Annotated in this window: 16 protein-coding genes; 4 read left to right on the top strand and 12 right to left on the bottom strand. The window is 65.6% G+C overall.

The window, feature by feature from the left end; all coding sequences use genetic code 11:
* Positions 1–5: 5 nt before the first annotated feature.
* On the bottom strand, positions 6–887 hold the full coding sequence (locus tag B4F51_RS13040) for a LysR family transcriptional regulator (protein ID WP_296226117.1): 882 nt from the start codon (positions 885–887) through the stop codon (positions 6–8).
* 113 nt (positions 888–1,000) lie between these two features.
* Here B4F51_RS13040 and gstA point away from each other — a divergent pair, with 113 nt between their 5' ends.
* The gene (gene gstA, locus B4F51_RS13035; protein WP_296226115.1) at positions 1,001–1,606 is read left to right on the top strand and encodes a glutathione transferase GstA; all 606 of its coding nucleotides are present in this window, start codon (positions 1,001–1,003) and stop codon (positions 1,604–1,606) included.
* A 12-nt stretch (positions 1,607–1,618) separates the two neighbouring features.
* Here the strand turns inward: gstA and B4F51_RS13030 are convergent, their stop codons facing one another.
* From B4F51_RS13030 to B4F51_RS13010, 5 genes are read right to left on the bottom strand one after another with little or no spacing between them, the layout of a single operon-like run.
* Positions 1,619–1,747: a hypothetical protein gene (locus B4F51_RS13030; protein WP_296226114.1), complete on the bottom strand. Its 129-nt coding sequence runs from the start codon at positions 1,745–1,747 to the stop codon at positions 1,619–1,621.
* The gene (gene arsB, locus B4F51_RS13025) at positions 1,744–2,814 is read right to left on the bottom strand and encodes an ACR3 family arsenite efflux transporter (RefSeq protein ID WP_296226113.1); all 1,071 of its coding nucleotides are present in this window, start codon (positions 2,812–2,814) and stop codon (positions 1,744–1,746) included. Before arsB ends, B4F51_RS13030 begins: the two co-directional genes overlap by 4 nt.
* Before the next feature lie 51 nt (positions 2,815–2,865).
* Positions 2,866–3,360 (bottom strand): arsenate reductase ArsC, encoded by a 495-nt coding sequence (locus B4F51_RS13020; protein WP_296226112.1) that lies wholly within the window; start codon positions 3,358–3,360, stop codon positions 2,866–2,868.
* Positions 3,361–3,370: 10 nt separating this feature from the next.
* Positions 3,371–3,847, bottom strand: coding sequence for an ArsI/CadI family heavy metal resistance metalloenzyme (locus B4F51_RS13015; protein WP_296226111.1), 477 nt, complete (start codon positions 3,845–3,847; stop codon positions 3,371–3,373).
* A 13-nt stretch (positions 3,848–3,860) separates the two neighbouring features.
* Complete coding sequence (locus B4F51_RS13010; RefSeq protein WP_296226109.1) at positions 3,861–4,184, bottom strand: ArsR/SmtB family transcription factor; 324 nt, start codon at positions 4,182–4,184, stop codon at positions 3,861–3,863.
* Positions 4,185–4,394: 210 nt separating this feature from the next.
* Between B4F51_RS13010 and pstS the strand changes: the two genes are divergently transcribed.
* Positions 4,395–5,456 (top strand): phosphate ABC transporter substrate-binding protein PstS, encoded by a 1,062-nt coding sequence (gene pstS, locus B4F51_RS13005; RefSeq protein ID WP_296226107.1) that lies wholly within the window; start codon positions 4,395–4,397, stop codon positions 5,454–5,456.
* Positions 5,457–5,628: 172 nt separating this feature from the next.
* The gene (locus tag B4F51_RS13000; protein ID WP_296226104.1) at positions 5,629–5,832 is read left to right on the top strand and encodes a DUF3562 domain-containing protein; all 204 of its coding nucleotides are present in this window, start codon (positions 5,629–5,631) and stop codon (positions 5,830–5,832) included.
* Positions 5,833–5,841: 9 nt separating this feature from the next.
* Here B4F51_RS13000 and B4F51_RS12995 read toward each other — a convergent pair whose 3' ends face one another.
* The 3 genes from B4F51_RS12995 to B4F51_RS12985 form a co-directional block, all read right to left on the bottom strand.
* Positions 5,842–6,801 carry an alpha/beta hydrolase gene (locus B4F51_RS12995; protein WP_296226189.1) on the bottom strand — a complete coding sequence of 320 codons (960 nt, stop codon included), beginning with the start codon at positions 6,799–6,801 and terminating at the stop codon, positions 5,842–5,844.
* A 64-nt stretch (positions 6,802–6,865) separates the two neighbouring features.
* Complete coding sequence (locus B4F51_RS12990) at positions 6,866–7,327, bottom strand: CoA-binding protein (RefSeq protein WP_296226101.1); 462 nt, start codon at positions 7,325–7,327, stop codon at positions 6,866–6,868.
* Between the two features lie 13 nt (positions 7,328–7,340).
* Positions 7,341–8,483: an RsiV family protein gene (locus B4F51_RS12985; RefSeq protein ID WP_296226099.1), complete on the bottom strand. Its 1,143-nt coding sequence runs from the start codon at positions 8,481–8,483 to the stop codon at positions 7,341–7,343.
* 585 nt (positions 8,484–9,068) lie between these two features.
* On the opposite strand from B4F51_RS12985, the gene B4F51_RS12980 reads away from it, so the two are divergent.
* A complete protein-coding gene (locus B4F51_RS12980; RefSeq protein WP_296226098.1) occupies positions 9,069–11,405 on the top strand; it encodes a DUF6600 domain-containing protein in 2,337 nt (778 codons plus the stop codon).
* Positions 11,406–11,495: 90 nt separating this feature from the next.
* Here the strand turns inward: B4F51_RS12980 and B4F51_RS12975 are convergent, their stop codons facing one another.
* From B4F51_RS12975 to atpG, 3 genes are all read right to left on the bottom strand, one after another.
* Positions 11,496–11,912: a F0F1 ATP synthase subunit epsilon gene (locus B4F51_RS12975; RefSeq protein ID WP_296226097.1), complete on the bottom strand. Its 417-nt coding sequence runs from the start codon at positions 11,910–11,912 to the stop codon at positions 11,496–11,498.
* Positions 11,913–12,068: 156 nt separating this feature from the next.
* Positions 12,069–13,472 (bottom strand): F0F1 ATP synthase subunit beta, encoded by a 1,404-nt coding sequence (gene atpD / locus B4F51_RS12970; RefSeq protein WP_296226096.1) that lies wholly within the window; start codon positions 13,470–13,472, stop codon positions 12,069–12,071.
* A gap of 36 nt (positions 13,473–13,508) precedes the next feature.
* Complete coding sequence (gene atpG, locus B4F51_RS12965; protein ID WP_296226095.1) at positions 13,509–14,384, bottom strand: F0F1 ATP synthase subunit gamma; 876 nt, start codon at positions 14,382–14,384, stop codon at positions 13,509–13,511.
* Positions 14,385–14,437 lie beyond the last annotated feature (53 nt).

Here is a 14,437-nt window from a genome sequence, read left to right as displayed (position 1 = left end):
CGAATTCACGGCATGCGCAGCACCTGCGCCAAGTGCCCATACACCGTTGCGATCCGCCGCAAGTGGCGCGATTCCGGATGCGTCAGCAGCCACAGCTCCGACTGGTTGGCGTCCTGCAAATCCCGTAGCGAGACCAGATCGCCGCGCGCCTGGGCCATGACCACGGGAAGAATCGCGATGCCTGCTCCCATCGCCACCATTTCTGCCGCGATCTGCAGACTGTTGACGAAGTACGTCGGCACGACCTTCGGGAAGTGCCGCTTGCGCCAAGCCACCGACGGGTGCTCCGGAATGGCATCGTCGATGGCGAGCCACGTCGCGCGGCCGGCTTCCACGTCGGCATACGTGACGCCGCTGCCGCGCCCCGCATACAGCCCCACGCGAATCGACCCAAGATGCTTGCCGACCAGATGCTGCGGCGGCCGGCGCGTGGCCCGCACGGCGATATCGGCGTCGCGCCGGGTCAGGCTCGCCAGTTCGTTGCTGACGTGCAGGTCGTAGCTTAGGTTCGGGTGCAGGACCTGCAGCGTCTTCAGCGCAGGGGCGACCAGACCGACGAGGATGGTATCCGTGGTCGTAATACGCACCGTGCCAGAGACTTGGTCCGGCACCGCATGCACCGCAGACCGCGCCGCCTCCAGAGCCGACTCCACCTGCTCCGCCCGCTCGGCCAATGACTGCGCCAGTTCGTTCGCCAGATAGCCCGTGCGCGAGCGCGCAAAGAGCGACTGCCCGAGGCCGCGCTCGATGCGCTGCAACGACCGGAACACGGTGGACGCATCGACGCCCAGCCGGTCACCCGCTGCCGCGAGTGTGCCGGTGCGCACCATCGCCAGCACAACCTCCAGGTCGTCGGCGCTCAGCCGGTATTGCGTTTTCGCAATCATGGTTTTCTATTGTGCTTATTCCATTGGCATGAACGCAATCCTACAGTGTCGACACCACCGCCGCTGCCGATAGCCTGTGGCGGCTTCCCAACCGGTTCAACGAGAACAAGACCATGAAGCTCTACTACTCCGCCGGCGCCTGCTCGCTGGCCGTGCATATCGCCCTGCGTGAAGTGGGCGCGCAGTTTGACCTGACGAGCGTCGACCTCGTCAAACACCTGACCGCCGACGGCACGGATTTCTACACGATCTCCCCGCGCGGCTACGTGCCGGTGCTGGAGCTCGCTGATGGCTCGCGCCACACCGAAGGCGCCGCGCTGCTGCAATACGTGGCCGACCTGGACCCGACGCAAGTGCTGATCGGCAAGGCCGGCAGCATGCACCGCCTGGCCGTGCTCGAATGGCTCACCTTCATCAGCTCCGAGCTGCACAAGGGTTTCGGCCCGCTTTGGCATAAGGAAACGCCCGAGGCCACGCGCCAGGACGCCAAGGACAAGCTGGCCAAGCGCTTTGCCGAGATGGACGCCCGCCTGGCCAAGCAGCCCTACCTGGCCGACAGCTACAGCGTGGCCGATGGCTACGCTTTCACGGTGCTGAACTGGGCCAACTTCCTGGCGCTGCCGTTGACGGCGTATCCGCACATCAAGGCGTATATGGAGCGTGTGGCTGCGCGGCCGGCCGTGCAGGCTGCGCTGCAGGTGGAAGGGCTGGTGAAGTAAGCGGTCGCCGGCTCAGTCGCCTGAGCGTTCGATCACGTTGGGCTGTGCGCCCGATACCGTGCGCGGCGGCAATGCACGGTGCAGCGCCAGCCCGATCATCGCGCCAAGACACTCAGCGACGATGACGCCCGGCACGCTCACGCCCGCTCGTACCAACCCTTGGATTGGTTCACGATACGCACCACAAGCAGCATGACGGGCACTTCGATCAGCACGCCGACGACCGTCGCCAGTGCTGCGCCGGAATTGAAGCCGAACAGGCTGATCGCGGCAGCGACTGCCAACTCGAAAAAATTGGATGCGCCGATAAGCGCCGACGGGCAAGCGATGTTGTGCTTCTCGCCGACGGCACGATTGAGCCAGTAAGCGAGCGCCGAGTTGAAGAACACCTGGATCAGAATCGGCACGGCAAGCAAGGCGATGACCAGCGGCTGCTTCAGAATCGCTTCGCCCTGAAACGCGAACAGCAACACCAGCGTTGCCAGCAGCGCGGTGATGGACCACGGCCCGATCTTTGCCATGGCCGCATCAAACGCGTCCTGCCCCCTGGCAAGCAGGGCCTTGCGCGCAACCTGCGCGAGAACCACCGGAATGACGATGTAGAGCACCACCGACGTGAGCAGCGTTGCCCACGGCACGGTGATCGCCGAAATGCCCAGCAACAGGCCGACCAGGGGCGCGAACGCAATCACCATGATGCTGTCGTTCAGTGCCACCTGCGACAACGTAAATAACGGATCGCCACCGGTCAGCCGGCTCCAGACGAACACCATCGCCGTGCACGGTGCGGCTGCCAGCAAAATCAGGCCGGCAATGTAGCTGTCCAGTTGTTCGGCAGGCAGCATCGGCGCAAAGAGATGCTTGATGAAAAGCCAGCCGAGAAACGCCATCGAAAACGGCTTGATCAGCCAGTTCACGACGAGCGTGACGCCGATTCCCCTGATGTGCTGGCGAACCTCATGCAGCGCGCCGAAGTCGACCTTGACGAGCATCGGGATGATCATCACCCAGATCAGCAGCCCAACGGGGAGGTTGACCTGCGCGTACTCCATCCGGCCGATGCGCTGGAACAGATCGGGCAACGCCTGGCCGAGCGCGATGCCCACGACGATGCATAACGCGACCCACACCGTCAGATAGCGCTCGAAGAAGTTGATCGCCGGTTTCGCGACGACTTTGCCCGGCGGCACAACGTTTGAGATGTTCATTGGACGAATCGATGAAGATGTGTCGGGTCCGAGGAAGCACCGAGCGGTGGATCAGCTTTGCGAGATACGATCGAGATGTTCCTGCAGCTCGGCATTGCTGAGCGTGTCGAGCGGCAACATCAGCAATTGCAGCATGCGGTAGCCGATGGCCTGGCGCGTCAGCTCGAAAGCCTGGCGCTTGCCTTCATCGCCGCCGGGTGCGTTGGACGGGTCGGCGTAGCCCCAATGCACCTTGACCGGGCTGCCGGGCCAGTATGGGCACTGCTCGGCAGCAGCGCTGTCGCATACGGTGATCACGATGCGCATCTGCGGCGCGCCATCCGCGATGAATTCGTCCCAACTCTTGCTGCGGTAACCCGCGGTGTCGACGCCGGCGTTGGCGAGCGCCTCCAGGGCAAATGGATTGAGGCGACCACTCGGTGCGCTGCCGGCGCTGTAGGCGCGCACGTCTTTGCCGAGCTTCTGCGCCCAGTGGTTGAGCATGCCCTCGCTCAGCACGCTGCGCGCGGAGTTATGGGTGCAGAGGATCAGGACGTTGGTGGTCATGGCAGCCCGCCTAGCAGCAGGATTTTTTGGAGGACTTCACGGCAATGCTGACCGGCTGGGCGCGTGGCGCACAGCAAGCCGAGCCCTCGGCAGCGACGGCTTCCGGCTTGCCCTCGCTGAACACCGGGATGTTGCCGAGCGTATGAAAGTGTTCCCACGCAATGCCTTGCGGGTCGGTGATCCAGTGCTTGTCGCTGCGGGCATAGCAGCAGGTGGTTTCGCCCTCATCAAGCAACGTCATGTCGGCAGCTTCGGCGCGCGCCTTCAGTTCAGCCAGTTCGGAAGCATCGTCGACTTGGAAGCCGAGGTGGTCCACACCCGCCTTGCTGCCGCGCGTGGAGATGGCGAAGTTGATGCGCGGGTCTTCCAGCATCCACTTGGCGTAATCCGCCTCCACCCGCGTGGGCTCGGCAGCAAACAGCTTGGAGTAGAAGGCGATGCTCTTGCCCAGATCGTCAACGTGGACGTGTACGTGAAAGCGTTTCATGGCGAATCTCCTATCAGCACTTGCAGGCGGCGGTGTTGGGCGCAAGGCAGGCCTCGCCCTGGCAGCAGTTCTCGGTCAGGAAGCCCAGCAGGCCGTTCATGTGGTCGAACGCGGCGCGGTATATCAGATTGCGGCCGTCACGCTCCTGGGTGACGAGCTGCGCGCTCATCAACTCCTTGAGGTGGAACGACAGCGTTGCGCCAGGCACGTCGAGCTGCTCGGCGATGGCACCGGGCGTCAGGCCGGACGGCCCCGCGACCACGAGCATGCGGAACACCCGCAGGCGCAGGTTGTGCGCGAGGGCGGCGAGGGAACGGATGGCGTCGTTTTCTTCCATATTTCTAATATAGTGGAAATATGAAAGTACAACAACCCTGGCATGTCAGGCCTTCACGATCTAGTTAAAACCTCCGATCCCACCCCCTACTCCGCCCAACGTTTGCGGAACGTCTTACAACACATGCCCGTGTTGCAGATGCGCGCTGTCACACACGCGTCGTTACAATCCAAGGCTTCGTCCCACCTCCCGCCTGTCGCAAGGCTCCCCATGTTTAAGCACGTTGTTCTAGCCCTGGCCGTGGCGGCCTCGGGCTTGCCTGTTCTTGCTCGCGCTGAAGTGCGCGGAGCGGGATCGACCGCCGCGGCGCCGGTCTATCGCATCTGGTCGGCCGGGTATGCCGCGTCGTCGGGGGTCGCGCTCAGCTATGACGCGGTGGGCTCGGGCGAGGGCTTGAAGCGCATCCGCGCGGGTACGGTGGATTTCGGCGCGTCAGACGTGCCGTTGTCTTCGGCGGACGCGGCCAAGGCGGGCCTGGTGTGCGTGCCGTCGGTGGTGACCGGCGCGGTGCCGTTCGTGAACGTGCCGGGCGTGCCGCGCGGTCAGCTCAAGCTGACGGGCGATGTGCTGGCGCGCCTCTTCCTCGGCAAGATCGATAGCTGGGATGCGCCTGAGCTGCGTGCGCTGAACCCCGGCGTGGCACTGCCCAAGCTGAAGATCCACCTCGTGGTGCGCGCCGATGGCTCGGGCACCACGTACCACTTCACCGATTACCTGAGCGCGGTCAGCCCCGATTGGAAGAGCACCTACGGCACCAAGTCGGCCATTGCCTGGCCGGCGGATTACCTCGCCGCCAAGGGCAGCGGGGATGTGGTCAAAGCCGTGCAGGCCACACCGGGCGCGATCGGTTATGTGGATTACAACTACATCCTCGACAACGACCTGAACGCCGTGCAGTTGCGCAACGTCGCCGGTCACTTCGTCAGCGCGCAGGTGAGCGGCTTCCGCGAGGCGGTGGTGCAGAGCGCGTGGAACCGCAAAGGCGACTTCACCGCGCCGCTGGTCAACTTGCCGGGCGCGGAGACGTGGCCGATCACCATGGGCACCTTCATCGTGGTGCCGGCCGTGAGCCAGTCGGGCGCGCGCACGCTGGAGGCGCTGAAGTTCCTGACGTGGGGCTACTTCCACGGCGACGAACTCGCTGCGCGCGCCAAGTTTGTGCCGCTGCCCGAGCGCGTGCAGGCAATTGCGTATCGTGAACTGGCTCGCGTGACCGATGCGTCGGGCGCCGCCATCGGCCTGCAGAGCATGCCCGCAAACTGGGGCAAATGATGCTTGCCGGTGCAGCGTCCGCACCGGCATGGCATCGTTTTGATGCTACGCAGACAGTCTGCTGAAAGGTTTGCAACAGGGCTGGATTGTTCCCGCGCGTTGCCTATAGTGGTCACTCGCCGCGCAAATCCGACTCGCGTGTCACTGCTAAAGCAACAACGGGGACGATCAAATGGGCACCGCCATTGCAGACCAGGACGAGCAGATCGACAAGATCGCGCAGGACACCGGCGTACCCGCCGACCTCGTCCGCGCCCAGTATCAGGAAACCCTGCGCGCGCTGGCTGCTGAAGCCAGCGTGCACGATTACCTCGCGCTGTTCGTCACGCGGCGCGTGATGGCCGCATTCCGCTCGCGCCGCACACCGCCGCGCTAAGGCGACCGCTTATTCCCCGCTGATCATCCCGACGAAGGCATGCGCCGCGCGGCGCATCCATTCGCGTGCGCGCTCGGCCTCGAACTGGATGCGTGCAAAGGCATGCGTCATGCCCGATGCCTCGATGGTGACGACCTGCGCGCCGTGCTGCACAAGGTAATCGGCATACAGCAGACCGTCATCACGCAGCACATCGTGGGCGGCCACGATGACCACCGTGTCGGGCGGCGTATGCGCGGGCGGCTGCGCCATCAGATGGATGCGCGCATCCTGCTCGGCCAGCGGCTTGGCCAGCGCCTCAGCGCCGATGAATTTCTCCCAGTACCAGCGCATCTCGTCACGCGTGAGGCCCGGGCCTTGCGCGAACGCGTTGTAGCTCTCGCTGCCGAAGGCCGGCATGGTGACGGGGTAGACCAGCAATTGCGCAGTGACAAGCCTCGGGCGCACCGTCGCATGGACGGCCTGCGTCGCTTGCGCGGCAAGATGCCCGCCCGCGCTGTCGCCGCCGACAGCCAGAAACTCGGTGTCGAACCCGAGCCGCGAACGCTGCTCAGCCAGGTAGGCCAGCGCATCACGCGCATCATCTGCCGGTGCGGGAAACGGGTGCTCGGGAGCGAGGCGGTAATCGACGCTGACAACGGCGCACCCAGTGTCCTGCGCTAGCAACGCGGCCAGCATGCGGTGCGTGGTGCGTGGCGCGCCCACCACCCAACCGCCACCGTGAAACCACACCAGCAGGCGCGGCGTCGTCACGGCTTTCGGGCGGAAGACGATGGCATCGAGCGTGCGGCCTGGCAGCGGCAGGCTCAGGTCGGCAACCTCAACGCCTTCGGGATCGGGCCGATCGGACAGCGCGGCAATCGCCTCGAAGCGTGCGCGCTGGGCCTGCGCATCCTCGGGTGGCGGCAACGCGCCAAAGCGTTCGGCAAGGCGTTGGTAGAACTGCAGGATTTGCGGATCGACGGCCATGGTGCGAAGAAGCAAAGAAGATTCGATGACCGTCGAAGTGTAGCGTGCGCGGGCGCGCCTGCCCTCAGCGGCGCTCGCCGATGCCGAGCCGCCAGTGCTCGATCTTGGTACAGCGGTCTTGCACGGCCGGAATGCCGGCGGCGCGCGCGGCGGCCATCGCCTCGTCGTTGACGATGCCGAGCTGGACCCAGATGCCGCCGACGCCCGCGGCAATTGCTTCCTGCACGACCGGCAGCACGTGCTCGGCACGGCGGAAGATGTCGACGAGGTCGATGCGCTGGCCGGCGGAGGCAAGCGTGGTCACGGCTTCAGCCAGCGTGGCGTAGCACGGCTCGCCGAGCACGTCTTCGCCAGCGTGCTGCGGGTTGACGGGCACGATGCGGTAGCCCGCCTGCTGCAGATAACGCGCCACGTCATAGCTCGGCCGCGTGGGGCGCGGCGAGAGGCCGACCACCGCGATGGTCTTGGCGGACAGCAGCCGGCGCATGGTGGCTTGTTCGTCAGCGTACGAAGGATTGGCGGACATGAGGCATGTGCGTTCAGGTGGTGGGCCGCTTGCATGCAGCCCCAAGATCATCGAGGCGCACCGCCGCGCGGAAGGCGCCCGACGAATACGGGCCCACCTCATACGGCCCGTAGTGCACGACGATGCGGTCGCCTTGCAGCGTAAACGGAAACGCAGCGTTACGCAGGTCTCGTTCAACCAGCGCGCCACGCGTGGCCTCCGGCGCGCCCTCGCGCTTGAGCGCATCGATGATCTGCGCGTTGAAGCGCTGCAGGCACGCAGGCGTGGGGTTCAGCACGTCGGCCAGCGTGATCGGCTGAAAGCCCTGCGCGCCGCGCCGCCAGTTGCCCGCCGAGAAGCCGTAGTTGCCGTGCGCGCCGCCGCTGTAGGCCCAGACCATACGCAGCAGACTGACGGTGTCGCCCAGGTCGACGGCGCTGATGCGGATGACGCATTCGGTGTCGTACGGGTCGCAGCGGCCGACGCGCAGCGATTGCACCAATGCGTCGACGGCGGCGTCGCCGGTCACTGGGTAGCGCTCGGTGAGGGTGGCCTGGCCCGAGGTGCCGGTCACTTCGCGGTAGCGCGCGGCGCGTTTGAGCGTGAAGGGCTGGCTGCGGCCACCGTCGCTCCAGGTGCCGGTGGCGGTGGCGCCGTCCGCCGACAGCGCGCCAGAGAGCGTGCCGCCTTCGCGTACAACGGGCTGGCCGCTGGCATCCACCGTGTCGGCGCGCTCGCGCCACACGAAGCGGCGATCGGGCGCGTTGCGGCCTTCGATGGCCCACAGCGTGCGGCCTTGGGGGCGGTCATCGTAGGCGTCGCCGGTGAGCGTGTCAGCCACCGGATCCTTGTCTTGGTCCTGCGCCTTGGGCGGCGGATCGTACACGTTCAGCCAGACATTCCAGCTGGGGCTGTCGGCGCCCTGGCCTACCGTGCCCTGCCAGAACGTCCCCGCGTGGCGTTCGCGTGGCGCCGTCGGTTTGGCAAGGGATCCCGTTGGCGCAGAAGCAACAGGTGTGGAGGCTGCAGGCGCACCTGCGGGCACCGCAGATGACGAAGAGGTTGCTTCACCGGTGGCATGTGCGGAACCCATCGCGCAGACTGTCGCCATCAAGGTAACAAAAACGCCGGCACCGACCGACTCCTGCGTCGCCCAACACACCGCATGCCCTTGCATGCCACCCTCCTATCGACCAAACACCCCTGACCAAGCCAGGCACCGCAAGCTCGCCTACCCTCAATGCCCGCGTGCCTGAACGGCAAAACCGTGGGACTGCGCGGGCGCGGCGGACGTTCCCCAAACGACGTCATAAAGCGCTTTTTGCGCCACGCCGATAGGTCTCTTACACCGCTTGCATTCGATTGCAATCCGACACACTTTGTTACGTCTCGGGTCCCCCTCGTCACCCACAATGCCCTCGCACCCAGACGTTTGTGTCCAATTGTTGTGCGCCAGACGGGCATTCCCCCGACAAAGCGGCAGCCAAAGATGGCACGACAGACCTCTGGTGCCAGATTACCCCTCCCTTTCGAATTGACCCCTCGAAGGGATTTCCCGTCCGCGCGGTGCTCCCCGGCCCGCGCGCTTTTTTTTGTCTGCGCAATCTGCGCGCCCGCCTTCCCCTCGCCACCCCGCCGCATGGTCCGTGCCGACGCGATACACGCTCTTACAAAAGCAAGTCGCCCCTTCGTCGCCTGCTGCGTTTAATAGAGGCATCCAAGCGGCGCACGCCGTCAATAAGAAACCGAGCGAGGGCTCATCATGTCCACTTCTTCCCATTCCATCCGCCGCAGCGGGCCGCGGCTGCCTCATGTGCTCCGCGCGGTCGGTGTCGCCGCCGTGCTGCTGGTGTGCGGCGCGCAGGCCGCGCTGGCCGCCGACCCGGCCTCGCGCGTGGCGCGTCTGTCCGATTTCTCCGGCGCGGTGAGCTTCGCGCCCGCCGGCTCCGACGACTGGGCCGGGGCCACGCTCAACCGGCCGCTCACCACGGGCGACCGCCTGTGGTCCGACCAAGGCAGCCGCACGGAACTGCACGTCGGCTCCACTGCGCTGCGTCTGGGCCAGAACACCGGCGCCACGCTGGTCGATCTGGACGACCGCAACACACAGGTCAAGCTCACGCAGGGCGCGCTGTCGGTGCGCGTGCGCGCCCTGCCGCCCGACCAGACCGTCGAGATCGATACGCCCAACCTGGCCTTCACGCCGCAGGCGCCGGGCGAGTACCGCCTCGATGTCGCGCCGGACGGCTCCAGCACCACCGTCACCGTCTGGCACGGCGACGGCACAGCCTATGGCGATAACCGCTCCGTACCGCTTTCCGCCGGCCAGCAGATCCGCTTCGGCGGCACCGACCTGGCCGAAGCCGGGGGCATGGACAACCCGAACCGCGATGCATTCGACCACTGGGCCGAATCGCGCGACGCGCGCGAGGATGCCTCCATCTCCGCCCGCTATGTTGGCCGCGAAATGACCGGCTACGAAGCGCTGGATGGCTACGGCTCGTGGCGCGAGGAAGATGGCTACGGCGCCGTGTGGGTGCCGAGCGCGGTACCGGCCGGCTGGGCGCCGTACCGTACCGGCCACTGGGCGTGGGTGGCGCCGTGGGGCTGGACCTGGGTCGACGACGAACCCTGGGGCTTCGCGCCGTTCCACTATGGCCGCTGGGCGTATGTGGGCACGACCTGGTGCTGGGTGCCGGGGCCAGTGGCGCCGCGTCCGGTGTATGCGCCGGCACTGGTCGGCTTCGTGGGCGGCGGTGGCGGCGGCGGCGTGAGCTGGGGCATCAGCATCTCGATCGGCTCGCCGGGTGTGGCGTGGTTCCCGCTCGCCCCGGGCGAGGCGTATCGCCCCGTTTATGCGGCCAGCCCGACCTACGTCACCAACATCAACAAGACGGTGGTGGTGAACAACATCACGGTCAACAAGACCATCATCAATAACACCGTGACGAACATCACCAACGTGAATCGCGTCACGTACGCCAACGCCAACAACCCGGCTGCGCTGACGGCGGTGCCGGCCAAGACCTTCGTGAACGGCCAGCCGGTCGGCCCCGCGATGACCAGACTGCGCCCGGAGCAGATGCGCGCACAACTGGCCCATGCGCAGATCGTCTCCACACCGGCGCTGGCGCCCGTGAAGGCGAGTCTGGTGGGCGCGGCGGCAGCCAATGGCACGCATCCGTTGCCGCCGGCCCAGGTGTTCGCGCGGCAGGCGGTCGCGGTGCGCGCACCTGCGGAACCCGCAGCCAGCCGTGACGCGCTGGCCCAGCGCTTCCATTCGCAGGGCGGCGCGCTGCCCGGCGCGGGCCCGGCGTGGGTCGGTGGCAATCCTTCTGCACGTGTTGCACCGGCACATGGGCCGGTCAATGCTGGCGCGCAGCCGGTGCCCGCCAGTGCGCAAGCCGCAGGCCTTCGCCTGACGCGCGCCGCTCCAGCCAACATGCCGCACGGCGAAGCCCAGCCGCGTCCGGGCAACGAGCCTAATGCCCCGCACGGCACGAGCAACCCGCCGACGCCGGGGAATGCGCAGACCCCGCATGGCGCTCCGCCGTCGCCGCAAACGCTGATGACGCCTGGCACGACCACACGACCCGGCCAACAGCCCGGTGCCGTGCCACCGCAGGAGCGCCGCAGTGAAGAGCGTGGCGCCATGCCGAAGCCGTCGCTGCCGCCGCAGTCGCCCACAGGCATGACCACTCGCCCACTGCCGCACGAGGGCACGCCCAGCGGTGCGGCGCGCGAGGACCATCGCCCCGGACAAGCCCAGCAGCCGCAGCCGCGCCCCTCCGAGATCATCCGGCCGAACGCACCAGCACCGCAGGAACGCCCGCGCCCTGAGCCGCAGATGCAGCGCCCGGAACCGCGCCGGCCCGAACCGCACTTCGAGGCACCACGTCCGGCGCCGCAGCCGCCCCGCTCTGTGGAAATCCATCCATCGCAACCGCTGCCGCGCCCGCCCCAACCGCAGCCTCAGCCTCAGCCGCCGCACGTCGAGCAGCGTCACGAAGCCGCGCCGGCACAGCCGCACCCACAACCGCAAGGCGGCCACAACGAGCCGCAGCGCGAGCCACAACGGCGTGAGGAGGAACACCGCTAAACACGGTCGCGACAGCAACAAAAAAGCAGCCCATGTGGGCTGCTTCTTCTTGGGTCCATGCCGGCTCGCAACGGAGCCGGCGCAAACCGCTCAGCGCTTGCGACGCAGGCGCGCGATCGCTGCCAACTGCGCAGCGGCCACAGCCAGTTCACCTTGCGCACGGGCCAGATCCAGGTCGCTGCTTTGATTCTGCAGCGCCTCTTCGGCCGCACGCTTGGCTTCGTTCGCCTTGGCTTCGTCCAGGTCCTGACCGCGGATTGCGGTATCGGCCAGCACGGTCACCTTCTTCGGCTGCACTTCGAGAATGCCACCGGCAACGAACACGAACTCTTCGCCGCCGTCTTCCTTCTCGATGCGCACGGCGCCCGGCTTGATGCGCGTGATCAGCGGCGTGTGGCCGGGCAGAATGCCCAGCTCGCCGGCTTCACCCGGCAGTGCCACGAACTTGGCATTGCCGGAGAAGATCTCCTGCTCGGCGCTGACGACGTCTACATGAATGGTTGCCATCTCGATTCCTTTGCTCAGAAAAGCCGCTTCCTAAACACACTTCAGGAAGCAAGTATTTCGGCCTCAGGCTAGGCGCGGCTGCCGTAGACAGTAACTGTCTACCGAATGGGCTAAACCCAGGCAGCCGCAACAACGCATGAGGTCGAAAGACGCCGCTTACTGGAGCTTCTTGGCCTTCTCGAAGGCCTCGTCGATCGAGCCGACCATGTAGAACGCCTGTTCCGGCAGGTGATCGCACTCGCCGTCCACCAGCATCTTGAAGCCGCGGATGGTTTCCTTCAGCGGCACGTACTTGCCCGGTGAGCCCGTGAACACTTCTGCCACGTGGAACGGCTGCGACAGGAAACGCTGGATCTTACGAGCACGGCCCACGGCCAGCTTGTCTTCCGGCGACAGTTCGTCCATGCCCAGAATTGCGATGATGTCGCGCAGTTCCTTGTAGCGCTGCAGCGTCTTCTTCACGCGGTCGGCGACTTCGTAGTGCTCCTGGCCAACCACTTGCGGGTCGAGCTGGCGCGAGGTCGAGTCGAGCGGATCCACTGCGGGGTAGATACCCAGTGCAGCGATGTCACGCGACAGCACGACGGTCGAGTCCAAGTGCAGGAAGGTCGTTGCCGGCGACGGGTCGGTCAAGTCATCAGCAGGCACGTACACGGCCTGGATCGATGTGATCGAGCCGGTCTTGGTCGACGTAATACGTTCCTGCAGCTTGCCCATTTCTTCAGCCAGCGTCGGCTGATAGCCCACGGCGGAAGGCATACGGCCCAGCAGTGCCGACACTTCGGTACCGGCCAGCGTGTAGCGGTAGATGTTGTCGACGAAGAACAGGATGTCACGGCCTTCGTCACGGAAGCGCTCGGCCATCGTCAGGCCGGTCAGCGCCACACGCAGACGGTTGCCCGGCGGCTCGTTCATCTGGCCAAACACCATGGCCACCTTGTCGAGCACGTTGGAGTCCTTCATTTCGTGGTAGAAGTCGTTGCCCTCACGGGTACGCTCGCCCACGCCAGCAAACACCGACAAGCCCGAGTGCTGCTTGGCGATGTTGTTGATCAGCTCCATCATGTTCACGGTCTTGCCGACGCCGGCGCCACCGAACAGACCCACCTTACCGCCCTTGGCGAACGGGCAGACCAAGTCGATCACCTTGATGCCGGTTTCCAGCAGGTCCACCGACGGCGACAGCTCGTCGAACTTCGGGGCCTTCTGGTGAATCGCGCGCTTTTCGTCGCAGGCGATCGGGCCGGCTTCGTCGATCGGGCGACCCAGCACGTCCATGATGCGACCCAGCGTGCCGTGACCGACCGGCACCGAGATCGCAGCGCCGGTACCCTTGACCGCCATGCCGCGGCGCAGGCCGTCGGACGAACCCAGTGCAATGGTCCGCACCACGCCGTCGCCCAGCTGTTGTTGCACTTCGAAGGTCAGGCCCTTCTCGGCGAACGACTTCTCGTTGCTGTCTTCCAGCACGAGCGCCTCGTAGATATGGGGCATTGCGTCGCGCGGGAACTGGATGTCCACCACGGCGCCGATGCACTGCACAATCGTTCCGATACTCATTTGTATCTCCAATAACTTAAATCTTTGCCGTGGGCGTCAGACCGCTGCCGCGCCGCTGACGATCTCGGACAGTTCCTTCGTGATCGCTGCCTGACGGGTCTTGTTGTAGACCAGTTGCAGTTCGCCGATCACGTTCTTCGCGTTGTCCGAGGCTGCCTTCATCGCCACCATCCGGGCCGATTGCTCGGAGGCCATGTTCTCGGCCACCGCCTGGTACACCAGCGCCTCGACATAGCGGATCAGCAGCTCGTCGACTACCGTTTGGGCATCCGGCTCGTAGATGTAATCCCACGAGTAGGCCTGCTTCTCGGCGGCGGTCTGCGTCAGCTTGTCGGCCGTGAGCGGCAACAGCTGCTCGACCACCGGCTCCTGCTTCATCGTGTTGATGAAGCGGGTGTACGCGAGGTACACGGCGTCGATCTGGCCAGCCGTGAACGCGTCGAGCTGGACCTTGATCGCACCGATCAGCTTTTCCAGATGCGGCGTGTCGCCCATGTGCACGACGTTCGAGACCACTTTCGCGCCGATGCGGCCCAGAAACTGCATGCCCTTGGTACCGATAGCGGTCGCTTGCGTCTCGATGCCCTTGTTCTGCTGGTCGCGCAGTTGGTTGGTGACGGCACGCAGCACGTTGGTGTTCAAGCCACCGCACAGGCCCTTGTCCGTCGTCACCACGATCAGGCCGGCGCGCTTGACGTCGCGCGCGACCATGAACGGGTGCTTGTACTCCGGATTGGCCTGTGCCATGTGCGCAGCCACGTTGCGAATCTTCTCGGCATACGGACGGGCAGCACGCATCCGCTCCTGCGCCTTGCGCATCTTGGATGCGGCGACCATTTCCATCGCCTTGGTGATCTTGCGCGTGTTTTGCACGCTCTTGATCTTGGTACGGATTTCTTTTGTTCCGGCCATTTCACTCTCTCCGTTCCGACCTGGCCGCGCAGGCTACGCGCGGCCAGTTGCGG

The sequence above is a fragment of the Ralstonia sp. UBA689 genome (genome assembly GCF_002298975.1).
Classification (GTDB): domain Bacteria; phylum Pseudomonadota; class Gammaproteobacteria; order Burkholderiales; family Burkholderiaceae; genus Ralstonia.
The sequence above is the reverse complement of the archived record's forward strand: the minus strand, read 5'-3'. Positions and strand labels throughout refer to the sequence as shown.